This window comes from Paracoccus sp. S3-43 (assembly GCF_029027965.1).
Lineage (GTDB): Bacteria > Pseudomonadota > Alphaproteobacteria > Rhodobacterales > Rhodobacteraceae > Paracoccus.
In genome coordinates this window covers 2,037,125-2,054,271 of the sequence record NZ_CP119082.1, presented here as the reverse complement: position 1 = coordinate 2,054,271, position 17,147 = coordinate 2,037,125, and the positions used below count along the sequence as shown (strand labels likewise).

Sequence of the window (17,147 nt, the reverse complement as noted above, 5' to 3'; positions counted from 1 at the left end):
CGCCGGATCAGTCCGTTCCCCAGAATGCCCTGGCCTGCGGGCCGATCCCGTTCAGCACACGGTCCAGATCCGGCCTGCGCATCGTCGCGGGAACCGCCGCCAGCAGATGTTCCAGCAGGTCGGGCGGGCTGACATTATGATGGCGCCGCCACGCCAGCATTTCCTGCCGCAACGTCTCGCGGTCCGGCCAGTCTTGCAGCGGCGCGTCAGTATCCCAGCCCGACACGAAGATCGCCCGCAGCACCGTGGGCAGCAGGTCGGCGAAGGCCAGGGCCTGTTGCGGCGTCAGCCGCGCGCGGAACGATTTCAGCACGGCCTCGGTCGCCGTATAAAGCGTATTGTCCGACGGGACCATCGTAACCGCGCGCAGGCCGGACAACCAGGCGCGCCATTCCTCGGACGCGTGACGATAAGTATAAGGCATTGGCATGGCTTCGTTCCTGCGACGCCAAGGGGGGCGTTGTCAACAACTTGCGGCTGGCGAAAAGCCCCCTATGCTGCACGCGCAACATGGACGGGGGCGGGAACGCGATGGACCAAAAGCGCATCAACCTGGCCTTGCAGGGCGGCGGCGCGCATGGGGCGTTTTCCTGGGGCGTCCTGGACCGGCTGCTGGACGAGGACTGGCTGACCATCGACGCGATCAGCGGCGCCTCGGCCGGGGCGCTGAACGGCGCGGCGCTGAAGGGCGGGCTGTCGCGCAGCGCGGGCCGGGCCGGGCGCATCGCGGCGCGGGAAAACCTGGATCACCTGTGGGCGCAGGTCGGGCAGCGCAGCGACAACCGTCTGGTGCGGTGGATGTATTCGGTCTTTCCCGTGCCCCAGGGGACCGAGCGGGCGGCCGAACTGTTTTCGCCCGCGGCCTGGCTGGACAACCTGACCCGGATCTTCAGCCCCTATGACTACGGTCCCTTCTATGTCAATCCGCTGGGGGCGGTGCTGCGGGATCTGCCCTATCCCGATTTCAGCAACGACCGTGGCCCGCAGCTGTTCGTCGCCGCCACCAATGTGCGCACCGGCCGGCTCCGGGTCTTTACCCGCGCGGCGGCGACGCCCGATGCCGTCCTGGCCTCGGCCTGCCTGCCGAACCTGTTCCGCGCGGTCGAGATCTGCGACCCCGATACCGGCCACCTTGAAGCGTTCTGGGACGGCGGCTTCACCGGCAATCCGGCGATGTTCCCGCTGTATGACCCGCGCCTGCCCCGCGACATCGTGATCGTGAACATCAATCCGCTGCTGCGCGACGGCGTCCCCCGCACGCCCGCCCAGATCGCCGACCGCGTGAACGAGGTCAGCTTCAACGCGTCCCTGATGGCCGACCTGCGGGCGATCAACTTCGTCAAGCGCCTGTTCGCCGAGGAGCGCTTGCAGAACCGGTCGATGAAGAACCCGCTGATCCACATGATCCTGGACGACGAGCTGATGACCGACCTGACCGCCCGCTCCAAGCTGATGCCGGCGCCGGGCCTGTTGGCGCGGATGAAGCTGGCGGGGCAGGTGGCGGCGGACAGTTTCCTGAACAATCATGCCGACGCGCTGAACCGCCACGACACCGTGGATCTGCCCGCGCTGTTCGCCGGTTCCGGGATCATCGGCTGACCGCACCCAAGTTCCCGCTGGCCAAGCCCTGCGCCAGGCGCTAGAACCCGGCCCGGCGGGCGGTTAGCTCAGTTGGTAGAGCGCTTCGTTTACACCGAAGATGTCGGGGGTTCGAGTCCCTCACCGCCCACCATTTTATATGAAATCAATGTCTCATACCAACGGCCCTAAGCATTGACCGCTTTTGCGTATTCACGCGTACCAATTGATCGGACGCGCTCGGGGTCGTTTGCAAAGGCGTTCGCGGCGTCGCAGCATCGGTCAACGATGTTGTCGTAAGTGTCGAAGATGGAGATGGCGAGGCGGTTTGCCCGCAGATAGGCCCAGATGTTCTCGACCGGGTTCAGTTCTGGCGCATAGGGCGGGAGTGTCACGATGGTGATGTTGTCGGGGATGCGCAGAGCACTGGAGCCGTGCCAGCCGGCGCCGTCGATCACGAGCACGGCGTGGGCGCCCGGCGCAAGGGTTTTTGCGATTTCAGTCAGGTGGGCCTTCATGGCCGAGGTGTCGGCACGCGGCATGACCAGTGCCGCGGTTGTGGCGCGCGCCGGGCAGACGGCGCCGAAGATATAGGCCCGTTTGCAGCGAGTGTCGCGCGGCGCCCGGGGGCGGGATCCACGCGCCGCCCAGGTCGGGGTGAGCGTCCCTTGCTGGCCCACCCCTGGCCTCATCCTGAAACCACACCTCCGATGGCTTGCACCCAATCGCGCAGGGTCTGCCGTTCCATGCCGCAGGTCTCCGCCGCCGTCCTGCGATCTGGACCTGCATCGCTTCTGTTCCGGTCAGGTGCTCATGTTAAGCGGCCCTCTGCTCGAAGGCCACGGGTGATTTCCAGGCGAGGGCTGAGTGTTTGCGGCGCGGGTTGTAGAAGCCATTGATGTATTCGAAGAGGGCGATCTCGACATCGCGTCGGGTGTGCCATTCGCGTCTCCAGACCAGTTCGGCCTTCAGGGACTTGAAGAAGCTCTCGACGGCCGAATTATCATAGCAATTGCCCTTGCCGCTCATTGATACTTTGAACCCGTTTTTGCGCAGAAGCTTCTGGTAGTCATGGGCGCAGTATTGCGACCCGCGATCCGTGTGGTGAATACAGCCGGGTGGCGGGCGGCGCAGGGCAACGGCCATGTTCAGCGCCCTGATCGCCAGATCCTGCTTCATCCGGTTGCTGATGGCCCAGCCGATCACGCGCCTCGAGAACAGGTCGATGATGACGGCCAGATAAACCCAGCCCTCACGCGTCCAGATGTAGGTGATGTCGCCCGCCCACTTCTGGTTCGGGGCACTCGCCGAAAAGTCCTGTTGCAAGAGGTTCGGCGCGATGTTGAAGGCGTGATCGCTGTCGGTGGTGCGCTTGAACTTCCGGCTGCGGATGATGCGAATGCCATTCTGGCGCATCAGACGGCCTACCCGGCGCTGTCCGACCCGCAGGCCCAGCTCGTTCAGCTCCTCGGTCATACGCGGCCTGCCGTAGCTGCCCAGGCTCAGCCGATGCTGTTCGCGGATATGCCAGGATCACCCTATCGCGCCGCTGACGGATGGACGGGGGCCTACGCTGCCACGCGCGCAACCCGCGATCCGTCACGCCCATCATGCGACACAGATGGCTGCGCGAAAGGCTGCCGCGATAGCCGGCAATGAACTGAAACTTCACGGCTTTTGAGCCGCGAAGAACTGAGCCGCCTTTTTTAATACTTCCCTCTCCTCGCGCAGTATGCGGTTCTCTTTCCGCAGCCGTTCGTTCTCACGAAGAAGATCCGCATCCCGGTCCGGCACCTTTGCCTCATCGGAATTCGCCCGAATCCATTTGCCGAGCGTCGAAAGCCCGATCCCAAGATCAGACGCGATCTGACGCCGTGTCAGACCACTGGTGAGTGCAATTCGAGCCGCATCGCGCTTGAACTCGTCGCTGTGTGTCACTGCCATATCCTTGCGCAAGGGCTTCCATGAGCCGCTGATCGACCTCGCCACGCATGAGCGCATACAGGCGCGTCTGCGCGGCTCTGCGGTGGCTCTGGCCCGCAAGGACATCAACGAGGACTTCCCGCTGCGCGGTTACGTCCTCTGCGATGATTGCGACCAGCCCATGACCTCCTGCTGGTCGAAGGGCCGGAACAAGCATTACGCCTATTATCTCTGCGACACGCCCAATTGCGCGTCGCATCGCCGCTCCATCCCCCGTGCCGATATCGAGGACGGGGCGGAAGCCATCCTGCGCTCCATGCAGCCCGCAAGGCAGTTCTTCGCGCTGGCCCGCGCCATGTTCACCGACATCTGGAATGCGCGGCAGGCCGAAGCGCAGCGGGCGCGCGCCGTTTTGTCCGACCAGATCAAGGACATCGAAAAGCAAATCGAGGGCTTGCTTGACCGGATCATTGACGGGGCCAGTCCCACTGTCGCAGCCGCCTATGAACAGCGGATCGAAAAGCTGGAACGCCGGAAGCTGGTGCTGGCCGATCAGGCGGTAAATGCCGCGCCGCCAGAGGATAGGTTAGAGGAGCTTAGCGAACCGGCCCTGACTTTCCTGTCAATCCCTTGGCAACTCTACGAAAAAGGCACATTCGCGCTCAAGCGCACAGTGCTGAAACTGGCCTTCGCGCAGCCCCTGCGAGACAACCGGTGTGAAGGCTATCGAACCGCTGAAATTACCTTTCCATTCAAGGTATTAGCGGACTTTTTGCAACAAAAGTGCGGATTGGTGGAGCCGAGGGGAATCGAACCCCTGGCCTCGTCATTGCGAACGACGCGCTCTACCAACTGAGCTACGGCCCCACTGGCGCCCTTTTTGTCCCGGCAGCGGCGAATGTCAAGCCGGGGAATCGCAGGGATTACGCGGGACAGGCGGAGGCGGCGGCGATGCGGGCCAGCATCACCACGCCCTCGATCATCGCAAGGCCGGCGCCGGGGCAGGCGCGTTCGCCCGCCGAAAAGGGGATGAAGGCATCGCGGGCGCTGGCGCGGGTTTTCGGGGCGGGACCAGCGGCGGGGGGTCGAAGGCGTCGGGAGCGGACCATAGCCGCCGGTGGCGGTGCAGGTGCCAGGGCGACAGGATCAGTTGCGCGCCTTGGGGTGCGGGGCGGCCGCGCAGGGCGTTCACGTCCGCCATGTCGGGGGTCAGGGAGGCGGCTTTCGAGGGGACGGTCTCCTGCCGGCCGGATGGGCGGCCAGCAGCCTCAGCGCCCAGGCCAGGGCGGACGGGCTTGTCTCGTGCCCCGCCAGGAAGAAGATCGCCACCTGGTCCACCATCTGAGGCTCCGAGAAGCGGCGGCCGGTCTGCGGGTCGGGCGCGGTGTCGTCGCGGATCGCGGCCATCCGGTCGGCCACCAGCCCGGCGATCAGGCCGCGGATTTCCGATGCCGAGCGCCGGGTGCGGCGCGAATGCGGATGCGGCAGCCGGTGGGGCCAAGGCAGCAGCGCGGCCAGATTCACCACCGGCTGCGCGTCCTGATGGGCGGGAAGGGCGGCAAAGACCCTTGCGGCGGTGGCATGTTCGATGGGCATCGAGAAGAGCGCGCGGAAGACTACGTCGGCGGCCGCAAAGCTGGCCTCGGGTTCGATGTCCTGTTCGCCGGGGCGCAGGCGCGCGACCAGGGCGTCGGCTGCGGCGAAGATCCTGGGCAGGGTCTGGTGCAGACGGGCGCCCTCGAAAGCGGGGTCGATGGTCCCGCGCCGTGGTAAAGGCCAAGACGACCCAGGCCGCGCCCGCCGCCAGGGCCTGCACCGCCGGCACCGCGATCGGCAGATCCAGAACCCGGCGGCGGAAGGGTCGCGTCATCATCGGATCCCGTGCTGCGTGGCGCAGCAGAACACAAGCGCCCCCCGCCGCAAGCCCGATCAGCCCTGACGCCAGCGGGCGGCCTGCGCCTGGATCGCGGCGATGCGCCGCGCGGTCGGAGGATGGGACAGCAGCCAGGCGGGCGCGGTGCCGCGCTTGCCGGTCAGACGGTCCAGCTTCTGGAACAGCGAGACCTGCGGTTCGATCCCCAGGCCCGCGCGGATCATCAGCGCGCTGGCGAAGCGGTCGGCCTCGAATTCGTCCTCGCGCGACAGGCGGGCGGCGACGGCGGTGGCGACGATGCCCGCGATCCAGGCCCCCAGTCCGGGGACGATCCGGCCCAGCACCCCGGCAAGCGCCATCCGGATGGCGTTCTGGCCCGCGAAATCGATCATCCGCCGCCGGGCATGGCCGTGGGCGACATGGCCCAGTTCATGGGCGATCACGCTGGCCAGTTCCTCGGGCGTGACCTCGCCCGCGTCCAGCTTGTCGATGAAGCCGCGCGTCAGGAAGATCCGCCCGTCCGGGGCGGCAAGGCCGTTGACCGGCGGAACCTCGTAGACATGGGCGCGGACCGGGGGCAGGTCCATCGCCCGGCCCAGCCGTTCCAGCATCGGCGTCAGGCGCGGATGGTTCAGCGGCGTCGATTTCTGGTTCAACTCCTGCCGCAGGCGCCACAGGGAAAAGAACCACATCGCGGCCAGATAGAGGATCAGCAGGATGATCGGCGCGTATTTCATGGCCCCTATATGGTCCCGCCGTCCCGCCGCCGCCAGAGCGTGCGCAGCGCCAAAAGCACTGCCGCCAGAACCAGCCCCACGGCGACGGCCTTCAGCGCCGCGCCCTCGCTGTGGCGTAAGCCGCGCGCCATCAGATGTCCCAGCGTCAGGTGAAGAACCGCCCACAGGCATTCGCCCGCAAGGCTGGCCGCCGCGAACCGGCCCGCCACAAGTTCCGGCAGCCACAGATGCCCGGTCCCCGACAAGGCCCCCGCCGTCAGCAGCAGCGCCGAGGTCGGCAGCGGCACCATCATGCAGGACAGGAAGGCCGAGACCGCCAGCACCAGCGGCCCCCAATGCGGCAGCAGGGCGGCCAGGGCCTGCGTCATCCCAGGATCCGCATGGCCTGGGTCAGCCCGTCCAGCGTCAGCGGCATCATGCGGTTTTCGAAAATCCGGCCGATCATGGCGATGGATTGCGTATAGCCCCACTGCGCCTGCGGGACCGGGTTCAGCCAGACGTGATCGGGCCAGGTCTCAGCGGCACGGCGCAGCCAGACCTCGCCCGCCTCGGGGTTCCAGTGTTCGTTGGCACCGCCCGGCACCGCGATCTCATAGGGCGACATCGAGGCGTCGCCCACGAAGATGCATTTATAGTCGCGGCCAAAGCGGTGCAGCACGTCCCAGGTCGGCGTCTGTTCCGTCCAGCGGCGGCGGTTGTCGGTCCACAGGCCTTCGTAGAGGCAGTTGTGGAAATAGAAATGCTCCATATGCTTGAATTCCGCGCGCGCGGCCGAGAACAGCTCGTCCACGACGCGGATATGGTCGTCCATCGACCCGCCCACGTCCAGAAACAGCAGCACCTTGACCGCGTTGCGCCTGTCGGGCCGGGTCTGCACGTCGATATAGCCGTGGTCCGCCGTGGCGCGGATCGTCGCGGGCAGGTCCAGTTCCTCGGCCGCGCCATGCCGCGCCCATTGCCGCAGCCGTTTCAGCGCCACCTTGATGTTGCGGGTGCCCAGATCCACGCCGTCGTCGAAGTCGCGGAACTCGCGCTTGTCCCAGACCTTGACCGCGCGGCGGTGGCGGGATTCGTGCTGGCCGATGCGCACGCCTTCGGGATTATAGCCGTAGGCCCCGAAGGGCGAGGTGCCCGCCGTGCCGATCCACTTGCTGCCGCCCTGATGGCGGCCCTGCTGTTCGGCCAGGCGTTCGCGCAGCTTTTCCATCAGCGCCTCGAAACCGCCGCTGCCCTGGATTTCGGCCTTCTCGGCATCCGTCAGAAGCTTTTCGGCCAGCTTCTCCAGCCATTCGCGGGGGATCGCCTGTTCGGTCACAAGCGCCTGGACCGGGATGGTTTCCAGGCCGCTGAACGCCTGGGCAAAGGCGCGGTCGAAGCGGTCGAGATGGCGTTCGTCCTTGACCAGCGACAGCCGGGCCAGGTGATAGAAGCCGTCCACGGACCAGTCGGCCAGACCGGCCTGCATCCCGGCCATCAGGTCCAGCCATTCCCGAAGCGAAACCGGAACCCCTTGGCGGCGCAGGCTGTCCAGGAACGGCAGGAACATCACATCGTCCGATCCAGGATCACGGTGGCGAACAGGCCCAGGACCGCCAGGGCCATGGCGAAGCCAGCCGCGTATTGGGCGCGGTCCCGCCGGGTGCCGCCCAACTGCCCGGCGCGGCGCCAGCCGAGGATTGCGCCGATGAGGGCGGCGGCGAGGACGATCATGACGGCTCCTTGGGACATGCGCTTAGCTTTCCTGATAGGCCCTGGCGCCAAGCGGTGCAACCGGCCGGGCAGAGGCGGGGATGTGTCACGACAGGGCCGCAGCAATGCTGCCGGTGCTGGCATCCCGGCGGTGCCGGGGGCGGCGGGCGGACAGGTCGCACGGTCGGGCCGCACGGTTTTCCCCTTTCAGGGGGCGGCGCGGCGGACGGTCAGTTGCCGCCAGGCGAAGACCAGCGTGAACAGCGCGGTCATCACCACCACGATGGTCGGGGCGGGGGCGCTGTCCAGCCAGAAGCTGATCCAGATGCCCAGCAGGCTTGATCCCGTGCCGATCAGCACCGACAGCGCCAGCATCGCCTGCAAGCGCCGGGTCAGCAGGAAGGCGATCGCCCCCGGCGCGATCAGCAGCGACACCGACAGGATGATGCCCACCGCCGACAGCATGGCGACGACCACGGCGGAAATCATCGCCAGCATCCCGTAATGCAGCCAGCCGACCGGCAGCCCCGCCACCCGCGCCTGCACCGGATCGAAGACCAGCAGCGCGAAGTCCCGCCATTTCAGGATCAGCACCAGTGCCACCACGGCCGAGATCGACCCGGCCGAGACGAAATCCTCGCGCCCGACGCCCAGGATGTTGCCGAACAGGATATGGTCCAGATGCACGTCGGTCGGGAACTGCGTATAGATCACGATCCCCAGCCCGAACATGCCGGACATGACAACGCCCAGCGTGGTGTCGGGTTTCACCCGGCTGTTGGCGTCCAGCCAGCCTGCCGTAAGCGCGCAGATCATCCCCGCCACGAAGGCGCCGATCAGCAGCGGGATCCCCGCCAGATAGGCGATGACGATGCCCGGCAGCACCGCGTGGCTGATGCCGTCGCCCATCAGCGCCCAGCCGCGCAGCACCAGAAAGCAGCTGAGCAGCGATGCCGGGATCGCGACGATGACGGCGATCAGCAGCGCCTCGACCATGAAGGGGAAGGCGAAGGGGGCGGTCAGCCAGGTCATCGCCCAAGTCATCGTCCAAGTCATCGCACGGCGTCCCGGATGCGGCGACGGGTGGCCAGGATGCCGTGGGTCGGCGCGAAGACGAAGGCCGCCAGAAAGATCAGCGTCTGCATGACGACGATGATGCCCCCGGTCGCGCCGTCCAGGAAGAAGCTGACATAGGCGCCGAAGGCCGAGGTCAGCGCGCCGATGGAGACCGACAGCGCGATCAGCCGCGGAAAGCGGTCGGTCAGCAGATACGCGGTCGCGCCGGGCGTGACCACCATGGCAATGACCAGGAAGGCGCCCACGGTCTGCATGGCCGCGACCGTCGAGGCCGCCAGCAAGGTGAAGAACAGGACGCGCAGCCGGCCAGGATGCAGGCCGATGGTGCGGGCATGGCTTTCGTCGAAGAACACCACCATCAGGTCGCGCCATTTCGCCAGCAGCACCACCAGCGACACGCCGCCGATGATCGCCAGTTGCAGCGTGTCCGCGGGCGAGATCGCCAGGATATTGCCCATGGTGATCGCCTGGAGATTGACCGAGACCGGGTTCAGCGAGATCATGAACAGCCCGATCCCGAAGAAGCCGGTAAAGATCAGGCCGATGATCGCGTCCTCTTTCAGCCCGGTGCGGCTGTTCAGGAACAGCATGGTCAGCGCCGCCAGCCCGCCCGCCAGGAAGGCGCCGAGCGCGAAGGGCAGGCCCAGCATATAGGCCCCCGCCACCCCCGGAACGATGGAATGCGACAGGGCGTCGCCGATCAGGCTCCACCCTTTCAGCATCAGATAGGCCGAGAGGAAGGCGCAGACCCCGCCGACCAGGGCCGAGACCCAGATGGCGTTCGTTATGTAGTCGTAGGTGAAGGGGACCAGCAGGGCATCCCACATCAGGCGTCGCCAGCGGGGGTTTCACACCCCCGCACCCCCGTGGGATATTTGCATGAAGAAGAACCCGCCATCATTCGCCGTCCTTCCTGCGGGCGCGTTGGTCATAGAAGACCAGGGGTCGTTCGTCGTCGGTGAACACGTCCAGGCTGCGGTGGTCGGCGTCGTCATGCAGATCGGTGCCGCCCAGCACGAAATGGCGCAGGACGCCGCCGAAGGCCAGGCGCAGGTTTTCGGGGGTGAAGGTCGTCTCGGTCGGGCCGCTGGCCAGGACGGTGCCCTTCACCATCACCACGCGGTCGCAATACTCGGGCACGGATCCCAGGTCATGGGTCGAGACCAGCATCACCCGGCCTTCCTGCCGCAGATCCTTGAGCAGGGCGATGATCGCCTCTTCGGTCTTCACGTCGACGCCGGTGAAGGGTTCGTCCAGCAGGATCACCTGCGCCCGCTGCGCGATGGCCCGGGCCAGGAAGACGCGCTTCTTCTGGCCGCCGGACAGTTCGCCGATCTGGCGGTTCCGGAAATCGGTCATGTTGACGCGCGTGAGCGCCGCGTCCACCGCTTGCCGGTCGGCGGGGCGGGCACGGCGGAAAAAGCCCATATGGCCGTAGCGGCCCATCATCACCACGTCTTGAACCAGGACGGGGAAGGTCCAGTCCACCTCCTCGGCCTGGGGGACATAGGCGACGAGATTCCTGGCAAGCGCCTGTTCGACCGTGCCGCCCAGGATGCGGACCTGCCCGGATTCGTGGGGCAGAAGGCCCATCAGCGCCTTGAACAGCGTCGATTTGCCCGCGCCGTTCACGCCGACAAGCGCGGTCACGGACCCTTGCGGGACGGTGAAGCTGGCGTCGCGCAGGGCCGTCACGCCGCTGCGATAGGCGACGGTCAGGTTCTGGACCTCGATCCCCTGGATCATTCCGGCAATCCGTTCACGATGGTTTCCGAGCCAGGGCAAGGGGCAGTGTCATCGGCCGCTTTCCAATGTTTGTCCGACCATGGCGCAGTTATGTGCGAACGGCTCGCCACCGTCAATAGATGAGAACTAGTTGCAACTGGAATGCGGATGCGGCATGAGGGAGTCATGGAAAGCCTTGCTTCACAACTGGAACAGGCCCTGCGTCTTGCCGGGGTACGCGTGACGCGGCAGCGCGCGGCGCTGCTGCGGGTCATCGCCGCCAGCGAGGATCATCCCGACGCCGCCGAACTGCACCGCCGGGCCGAGGCGGCGGGCGCGGGGGTGTCGCTGGCGACGGTCTATCGCACGCTGACCACGTTGCGGACCCAGGGCGTGATCGAGAAGCTGGAATTCCAGGGCGAACCGGCCCGGTGGGAGGCGGCCGACCAGCGGCACCACGACCACATGATTGACCTCGACACCGGCGAGGTGATGGAATTCACCAACGACCGCATCGAACGCTTGCAGGCCGAGATCGCCGCCGAGCTGGGTTATGAGATCGTCCATCACCGGCTGGAGCTGTATGTGCGGCGGCGCGGCAATCCCGGTGCCTGATGCGGGTCTTTGACAAGATCATCTCGGACCGGGGATCGCGCTATGCGGTGTCGGGCGGGGCGGCCGCCGGCCGGGCCGAGGTCGCGGCGCTGCTGGCCGGACTGACGCGAGACAAGCGGTTCGCCAGGGCCACCCATCACAGCTGGGCGGCGATCCTGGCGGGCGAGCCGGTCAAGGACGACGATGGAGAGGCGGGCGCGGGCGCGCTGATCCTGCACATGCTGGAACGCGCCGGGCTGCGGGATCACGTGGTCGTCGTGACCCGCTGGTATGGCGGCAAGCATCTGGGCGGCGACCGCTTCCGCCATGTGGCCGAGGCGGTCAGGATCTATCTGCGCGAAACCGGGCTGGGCTAGCGCCAGCCAAGCGCCGGGGCGACGTGGCGCAGGATGCTGTCCAGCACATGGACGTTGTAGTCCACGCCCAGCATGTTCGGGACCGTCAGCAGCAGGGTATCGGCCTCGGCGATCGCCTCGTCCTCTCGCAACTGCTCGATCAGGCGGTCGGGTTCGTCGGCATAGCTGCGCCCGAACACCGCGCGGAAGTTGTCGATATTGCCGATCTGGTCGCTGTCCTTGCCGCCGCGCCCGAAATAGCGGCGGTCCATGTCGTTCACCAGGGCGAAGATCGACCGGCTGACCGAGACGCGCGGGGGGCGCGCGTGGCCCGCAGCCTTCCAGGCATCCCGATAGACGCGGATCTGGCGGGCCTGCTGGACGTGGAACGGTTCGCCCGATTCGTCCACCTTCAGGGTCGAGCTTTGCAGGCTCATGCCCATCTGCGCCGCCCATTCCGCCGTCGCGTTCGAGGCCGATCCCCACCAGATGCGGTCGCGCAACCCCTCGGAATGGGGTTCCAGCCGCAACAGGCCCGGCGGGTTGGGGAACATCGGGCGCGGGTTCGGGCGGGCGAAGCCCTTGCCTTCAAGCTGCCCAAGGAACACCTCGGTATGGCGGCGGGCCATGTCCTGGTCGGTCTCGCCCTCGGCGGGCTGATAGCCGAAATAGCGCCAGCCATCGACGACCTGTTCAGGGCTGCCCCGGCTGATGCCCAGTTGCAGCCGCCCGCCGGAAATCAGGTCGGCCGCGCCCGCATCCTCGACCATGTAGAGCGGGTTTTCATAACGCATGTCGATCACGCCGGTGCCGATCTCGATCCGGCTGGTCCGGGCGCCGACGGCGGCCAGCAGCGGAAAGGGCGAGGAGAGCTGGCGCGCGAAGTGATGCACGCGGAAATAGGCGCCGTCCGCGCCCAGTTCCTCGGCCGCGACCGAAAGGTCGATGGATTGCAGCAGCACGTCCTGGGCGGTGCGGACCTGGGATCCGGGTTCCGGCGACCAGTGGCCGAAGGACAGAAAACCGATCTTCTTCATGAATGTCCCTTGTTGCGCGGGATTGCGCGTTACCAGGGATGTAGGGGCTGGCCCCGCGCCGCCGCAAGGGTCACCGGCGCGCAGGGGCTGTGCGCCGATGTGCAGGCGGGCCGGTCACTTCCAGCGGCGATGGACCCAGAACCACTGGTCCATGTGACGGCGCACCAGCATTTCCAGATCGTCGTTCAGCGCCTGCATCATCGTGGCGGGATCGCTGTGCGGGACGGGATCGCCGACATGGACGCGAAATCGCAGTCCGTCCGGGCAGCGGATGCCGTGGACCGGGATCAGCAAGGCGTCGTATCGCAGCGCCAGTTCGGCGGGGGTCAGCACGGTGCGGCTGGGCAGGTCGAAGAAGCGCAGTTCCGGGGCGTGGCGGTCGTATTGGTCGAAGCCGAGCGCCAGCCAGCCGCCGCCCTTGAGGAACCGCAGCATCGAGGCGAGGCCGGATCGGCCGCGCGGGAACAGCGGCTCGGCGATGGCGGTGATGGCGGGGATGTAGTGGCGGTTGAACGCCTCGTTGTTCATGGGGCGATACAGCGCCCCGACCGGCCAGCCGCGCCCGGCAAGCGCGGCGCGCATGGCGTCGTAATTGCCGAAATGCGCGCAGGCGATGATGACCGGGCGATGCGCGTCGAAGGCGGCCTCCAACGTCGGCAGGCCGGGGCCTTCCAGCGGGTCGGCGTCGTGGATCCGGGCGGTGAATTCCTCGCCCGAATAGATCTCGGCCACCGAGCGTCCGGCATTGGCGGGGACTGCGCGGGTCAGTGCGCGCACCTCGTCGGGGGACAGGTCGGGACGGGCCAGCGACAGGTTCCGGCGGATGCGCGCGCGCCAGCCTGCCAGCGGCCCAAGGACATGGCCGAACAGCCAGCCCACGGCGGGAATGCGTTTTTCGTATGGCAGCAGGCGCGCCAGCCCGATCACCGACAGGAAGGCGGCATTGGCGATGCGGTCGGACAGGGGGGGCTTCTCGGACTGGCTCATGGAGTTTTCCGCGCCGCGCGGGATTCGCGGGACCAGACATAGAGGCCCGCCGCGACGATCAGCGCGGCCCCCGCGACCGTGAACGGATCCGGCAGCTGGCCGAACAGCAGCCAGCCCCACAGACCCGCCCAGACCAGCCCGGTATAGCCGAAGGGGGCCAGCACGCCGGCCTCGGCCGTGGCGAAGGCGCGCACCAGCAGATACTGGCTGAGCGTGCCGAAGACGCCCAGCAGCGCAAAGGCCCACAGGTCGGCCATGGCGATGGGCTGCCAGACGAAGGGCACCAGCAGCGATGTCAGAAGCGTGCCGACCACCGCCGACCACATGACCGAGGTCGCGACCGAATCCGCCCGCGCCATCCGTGTCAGCAGCGCGCCCGCGGCATAGGTGAAGGCCCCCGCCAGCGGCAGCAGGGCGGCAGGCTGGAACACGCCCAGGCCGGGGCGGATGATGATCAGCGCGCCGATCAGCGCCGCGCCGATGCCCGCCAGCCGCCGGGGGCCGATCCTCTCGCCCAGGAACAGGGCGGCGCCCAGGGTGATCAGGACCGGGTTCAGGTCCATGATCGCCGTCGCCTCGGCCAGGCCGATGACTTGCAGCGAACTGAAGAACAGCCCGACCGAGCCAAGCTGCATCAGCGCGCGGGAAAATTGCAGTCCGGGGCGGCGGGTGCGCATCAGCGCAAACATCGCGCCCCGGAAGATCACCGCGAAGATCGCCAGGTTGCCCACGAAGCGCGCCCAGACCACCTGCGCGGGGTGATAGGTCTGGGTCAGGTGCTTGGCCGTCGCGTCCATCAGCGTGAAGCCCAGGATCGCGGCCAGGATCAGGGCGATGCCCGCCGTCTGGGCGTTGGCGGGCCTGCCCGTCGCAGGGTTTTTCCGCCCCATCAGGGCAAAGGCCCGCGCCAGAACCTGCATTCCCTTATTCCCCTGTTGCCCGTCCCGCCTTCCTAGAGGCGGCAGGCGTCCGGGCCAAGGGGTGATGGGTCAGGACCAGATCGCGCATCCGGTCGTCCAGGACATGGGTATAGATCTCGGTCGTGCCCAGGTCGGCATGGCCCAGCAGGGTCTGGATGGACCGCAGGTCGGCCCCGCCTTGCAGCAGATGCGTGGCGAAGGCGTGGCGGATCACATGCGGGGTGACGCGCGCGGGGGACAGGCCCGCCGCCGCCGCCATGTCGTTCAGAAGCCGCCCGAAGGTCTGGCGCGGCATGTGTCCCGCCGCGCCGGGGGCCGGGAACAGCCACCGCGCGCCCTTGCCCACGATCAGGCGGCCCAGCGGGCTGTCCTTGGGCGCAGTGTCGCGGATCGCCAGCCAGGCCGACAGCGCGCGCCGGGCGGGCGGCGTCAGAGGGACCATGCGTTCCTTGTCGCCCTTGCCGCGAATCAGCAGAACCTGCGGATCGCCCCGGCAGGCGGCGGCGGGCAGCGACACCAGCTCGCTGACGCGCATCCCGGTCGCATACAGAAGCTCGATCAGGCACAGGTTGCGCGCCCGTTCGGCGTCGCTGCGCCCGATCCGGGGCGCGGCGGCCAGCAGGGCGTCGATCTCGTCCCGGTCCAGCGTCTTCGGCAGCCGCTTGGCCCGGCCCGGCCCGCTGATGCGGATGGCGGGATCGTCGTCGCGCCAGCCTTCCTCCAGCGCGAAACGGGTGAACTGCCGGATCGAGGACAGCCGCCGGGCACGCGTGGCCCGCGAGAGGCCCTGGGCGTCGCAATGGGTCAGATAGTCCTCGATCCGTTCGCGGGTCAGTTGGGCCAAGGCCAGCCTGCGCGCCGCCAGCCAGTCGGACAGGTCGCGCAGGTCGCGCCCATAGGCCAGCACGGTGTTGCGCGCCGACCCGGATTCGGCGGCCTTGGCGTCCAGAAAGGCCGATATGGCGCGATGATCGGCGATCACGGGCTGGGCCGCATGGCGGGCAGCAGCGACAGTTGCGCGGCGGCCAGGTCGGCCTCGGTCCCCAGGCCCAGGGCGCGCAGCATCGCCAGGCCGCGCCCGGCGCGGGCCATGTCGCCGTCAAGTCCCGCATCCACATCGGCCATGGCGGCCAGCAGCGCCTCGCCCTTTTGCGTGGCGGGCGGTTCGACGGCTTCGGCGTTCAGCGCCGGGTCCAGGACCAGCGGCACGGGCACCGGCAGGCCCTGCCACTGGCGCAGGGTCGTGGCGATGTCGGCCGACCGGCCCTCGCCGCCCTGCGGCAGGTCGGCGGCGATCATCGCGGCCAGCACATCGGCCATGCCCGCCTTGCGGAATTCGTCGAAGGCCGCGGGCAGCGCGGGCGAGGGATCGCCGCCTGCCAGCGCGGCCTCCAGCGTGCGCATCGCGCCCGCCCGTTCCCAGACCCCGCCCGAGGCGGCGGGCTTCTGTTCGCTGTACAGCGCGCGTAGCGCGGCGGGGGCCATCGCCCCGGCGCGGGCCAGCCGTTCGGCGGCGTCCAGCCGGGCCTTCCAGCCGTTGTTCGGGCGCAGGTCGGAATGGGCGAAGGCGATCGGCAGCGAGGATGTCGGCAGCGGCTGGCCGATCGCTTCGTGGATGCGGAAATCCAGGGGCGTCATGCGGTCGGACGGCGGCAGCATCTGGTCGCTGTCGACATAGGCGTCGTCCAGGAAATGCGTCAGCAGCACCGCCTGGCGCTGATCCAGCAGGCCCAGCGTTTCCGCGCCGTGCAGGCTGATCGCGGCGGCGGCCCAGTCGCCGGTCTGCGCCAGGCAGAAGATCCGCGCGGCGAAGCTGGGGGCGATGCCGGGGGTGGTGTTCATGATCTCGCAGGCCCGCGCCTCGTCCCCTTCCAGCAGGGCGATGTCGAACAGGCGGCGAAAGATCTCGGGCGTGCTGGGCCCGGCGGCGGCCAGCAGCGCCTGCGCCCGATCCACGGCGCCCGCGTCCAGCAGGCGGTCGGCGCGCGCCAGGAACAGCGTGCCCGGCGGCGCGTCGGCCTGGCTGGGCGGGGTCAGCTGCGTGGTCAGCAGCCGGTCCAGCAGCGCGTTCATCGCGGGCAGCCGGGCCGGGATGCGCAGGATCTGCCCCGCCAGGGCGGCGGCGCCGCTGCCCGCCCACAGATCGGCCGGAAGCCCCGCCTTGCGCGGCGTCGTCAGGCCCACCGTGTCGGGATTGCCGATGCCCAGGCGGGTGACCTGGACCGGCCCGACCTCGCCCGTGGTGGCCACGGGCTTGGGTCCGGGGGCGCCCGGAACGCCGGGGGGCGGCGCATCGCCGGGCCGCCAGGCCGAGCTTTCGCGGTCCGGCCCCCGCACGCTGCCCGACAGCCAGTCGCTGGCCGACAGGGGTTGCTGGGCCTGAGCGGGCAGGGCCAGGCCAAGCGCCAGGGCAAGCGGCAGCAGGCGGCGGCTCACTCGGTCACGGTCCCGGTTGCGGGGGCGGCGGGGGCCGCCGGGGCGCCGCTGACGGGGCTGCGCACTTCTGACCGGACCGGCTGCATGTCGCCGAAATAGGCGTAACCGGCCAGGCCGACCACCGCCGCCACAATCAGCACCACCAGAACCTTGAGCAGCCGCATCGAATTCGCCTCGTTTCATTGCCGTTTGCGCTGGCGGCCGGTCTTTTGCCG

20 protein-coding genes, 2 tRNA genes and 2 pseudogenes are annotated in these 17,147 nt (G+C 68.1%); 5 read left to right on the top strand and 19 right to left on the bottom strand.

Annotated elements, in window-relative coordinates; genetic code table 11:
- Window positions 1-7 precede the first annotated feature (7 nt).
- Entirely contained in the window at window positions 8-430 is a 423-nt protein-coding gene (locus tag PXD02_RS10760) for a DUF2267 domain-containing protein (RefSeq protein WP_275103875.1), read from the bottom strand.
- 101 nt (window positions 431-531) lie between these two features.
- Between PXD02_RS10760 and PXD02_RS10755 the strand changes: the two genes are divergently transcribed.
- A complete protein-coding gene (locus PXD02_RS10755) occupies window positions 532-1,599 on the top strand; it encodes a patatin-like phospholipase family protein (protein WP_275103874.1) in 1,068 nt (355 codons plus the stop codon).
- 57 nt (window positions 1,600-1,656) lie between these two features.
- Window positions 1,657-1,732, top strand: a tRNA-Val gene (locus tag PXD02_RS10750).
- A gap of 34 nt (window positions 1,733-1,766) precedes the next feature.
- On the opposite strand, the gene PXD02_RS10745 is transcribed toward PXD02_RS10750, so the two are convergent.
- Both PXD02_RS10745 and PXD02_RS10740 read right to left on the bottom strand, forming a co-directional pair.
- Window positions 1,767-2,258 carry an IS630 family transposase gene (locus tag PXD02_RS10745; protein ID WP_473092016.1) on the bottom strand — a complete coding sequence of 164 codons (492 nt, stop codon included), beginning with the start codon at window positions 2,256-2,258 and terminating at the stop codon, window positions 1,767-1,769.
- A gap of 136 nt (window positions 2,259-2,394) precedes the next feature.
- A pseudogene (locus PXD02_RS10740) lies at window positions 2,395-3,522 on the bottom strand (IS3 family transposase).
- Between PXD02_RS10740 and PXD02_RS16895 the strand changes: the two are divergent.
- Window positions 3,467-3,781 (top strand): annotated as a pseudogene (locus PXD02_RS16895) (recombinase zinc ribbon domain-containing protein); the annotation flags it as partial. The pseudogenes PXD02_RS10740 and PXD02_RS16895 sit on opposite strands and share 56 nt — an antisense overlap.
- Window positions 3,782-4,292: 511 nt before the next feature.
- Here the strand turns inward: PXD02_RS16895 and PXD02_RS10735 are convergent.
- The 10 genes from PXD02_RS10735 to PXD02_RS10690 form a co-directional block, all read right to left on the bottom strand.
- Window positions 4,293-4,368 (bottom strand) — tRNA-Ala (locus PXD02_RS10735).
- A 56-nt stretch (window positions 4,369-4,424) separates the two neighbouring features.
- The gene (locus PXD02_RS10730) at window positions 4,425-4,610 is read right to left on the bottom strand and encodes a cytochrome P450 (RefSeq protein WP_275103873.1); all 186 of its coding nucleotides are present in this window, start codon (window positions 4,608-4,610) and stop codon (window positions 4,425-4,427) included.
- 100 nt (window positions 4,611-4,710) lie between these two features.
- Complete coding sequence (locus PXD02_RS10725; RefSeq protein WP_275106404.1) at window positions 4,711-5,187, bottom strand: cytochrome P450; 477 nt, start codon at window positions 5,185-5,187, stop codon at window positions 4,711-4,713.
- A 243-nt stretch (window positions 5,188-5,430) separates the two neighbouring features.
- Window positions 5,431-6,111 (bottom strand): M48 family metallopeptidase, encoded by a 681-nt coding sequence (locus tag PXD02_RS10720; protein WP_275103872.1) that lies wholly within the window; start codon window positions 6,109-6,111, stop codon window positions 5,431-5,433.
- 5 nt (window positions 6,112-6,116) lie between these two features.
- Complete coding sequence (locus PXD02_RS10715) at window positions 6,117-6,479, bottom strand: DedA family protein (RefSeq protein ID WP_275103871.1); 363 nt, start codon at window positions 6,477-6,479, stop codon at window positions 6,117-6,119.
- Window positions 6,476-7,657: a vWA domain-containing protein gene (locus PXD02_RS10710; protein WP_275103870.1), complete on the bottom strand. Its 1,182-nt coding sequence runs from the start codon at window positions 7,655-7,657 to the stop codon at window positions 6,476-6,478. The genes PXD02_RS10715 and PXD02_RS10710 overlap by 4 nt, the downstream gene beginning before the upstream one ends.
- On the bottom strand, window positions 7,657-7,821 hold the full coding sequence (locus PXD02_RS10705) for a hypothetical protein (protein ID WP_275103869.1): 165 nt from the start codon (window positions 7,819-7,821) through the stop codon (window positions 7,657-7,659). Before PXD02_RS10705 ends, PXD02_RS10710 begins: the two co-directional genes overlap by 1 nt.
- 186 nt (window positions 7,822-8,007) lie before the next feature.
- Window positions 8,008-8,832, bottom strand: a complete 825-nt coding sequence (locus PXD02_RS10700; RefSeq protein ID WP_275103868.1) for a metal ABC transporter permease — start codon at window positions 8,830-8,832, stop codon at window positions 8,008-8,010.
- Between the two features lie 20 nt (window positions 8,833-8,852).
- Window positions 8,853-9,704 carry a metal ABC transporter permease gene (locus tag PXD02_RS10695; RefSeq protein ID WP_275103867.1) on the bottom strand — a complete coding sequence of 284 codons (852 nt, stop codon included), beginning with the start codon at window positions 9,702-9,704 and terminating at the stop codon, window positions 8,853-8,855.
- 70 nt (window positions 9,705-9,774) lie between these two features.
- Window positions 9,775-10,623: a manganese/iron ABC transporter ATP-binding protein gene (locus PXD02_RS10690; protein ID WP_275103866.1), complete on the bottom strand. Its 849-nt coding sequence runs from the start codon at window positions 10,621-10,623 to the stop codon at window positions 9,775-9,777.
- Between the two features lie 165 nt (window positions 10,624-10,788).
- Here PXD02_RS10690 and PXD02_RS10685 point away from each other — a divergent pair, with 165 nt between their 5' ends.
- Together PXD02_RS10685 and PXD02_RS10680 are read left to right on the top strand one after the other, a co-directional pair.
- Window positions 10,789-11,217: a Fur family transcriptional regulator gene (locus PXD02_RS10685; protein WP_275103865.1), complete on the top strand. Its 429-nt coding sequence runs from the start codon at window positions 10,789-10,791 to the stop codon at window positions 11,215-11,217.
- Entirely contained in the window at window positions 11,217-11,573 is a 357-nt protein-coding gene (locus PXD02_RS10680; RefSeq protein ID WP_275103864.1) for a YigZ family protein, read from the top strand. The genes PXD02_RS10685 and PXD02_RS10680 overlap by 1 nt, the downstream gene beginning before the upstream one ends.
- Here PXD02_RS10680 and PXD02_RS10675 read toward each other — a convergent pair.
- The 6 genes from PXD02_RS10675 to PXD02_RS10650 all read right to left on the bottom strand — a co-directional run bounded on the left by PXD02_RS10675 (window position 11,570) and on the right by PXD02_RS10650 (window position 17,096).
- On the bottom strand, window positions 11,570-12,589 hold the full coding sequence (locus PXD02_RS10675; RefSeq protein ID WP_275103863.1) for an LLM class flavin-dependent oxidoreductase: 1,020 nt from the start codon (window positions 12,587-12,589) through the stop codon (window positions 11,570-11,572). The two genes, PXD02_RS10680 and PXD02_RS10675, sit on opposite strands and share 4 nt — an antisense overlap.
- A gap of 114 nt (window positions 12,590-12,703) precedes the next feature.
- Entirely contained in the window at window positions 12,704-13,576 is an 873-nt protein-coding gene (locus tag PXD02_RS10670) for a lysophospholipid acyltransferase family protein (protein ID WP_275103862.1), read from the bottom strand.
- On the bottom strand, window positions 13,573-14,496 hold the full coding sequence (locus PXD02_RS10665; RefSeq protein WP_275103861.1) for a DMT family transporter: 924 nt from the start codon (window positions 14,494-14,496) through the stop codon (window positions 13,573-13,575). The genes PXD02_RS10670 and PXD02_RS10665 overlap by 4 nt, the downstream gene beginning before the upstream one ends.
- A gap of 4 nt (window positions 14,497-14,500) precedes the next feature.
- Window positions 14,501-15,478, bottom strand: coding sequence for a site-specific tyrosine recombinase XerD (locus PXD02_RS10660; RefSeq protein WP_275103860.1), 978 nt, complete (start codon window positions 15,476-15,478; stop codon window positions 14,501-14,503).
- Window positions 15,475-16,932 (bottom strand): hypothetical protein, encoded by a 1,458-nt coding sequence (locus tag PXD02_RS10655; protein WP_275103859.1) that lies wholly within the window; start codon window positions 16,930-16,932, stop codon window positions 15,475-15,477. The genes PXD02_RS10660 and PXD02_RS10655 overlap by 4 nt, the downstream gene beginning before the upstream one ends.
- Complete coding sequence (locus PXD02_RS10650) at window positions 16,929-17,096, bottom strand: hypothetical protein (RefSeq protein WP_275103858.1); 168 nt, start codon at window positions 17,094-17,096, stop codon at window positions 16,929-16,931. Before PXD02_RS10650 ends, PXD02_RS10655 begins: the two co-directional genes overlap by 4 nt.
- Between the last annotated feature and the right edge of the window lie 51 nt (window positions 17,097-17,147).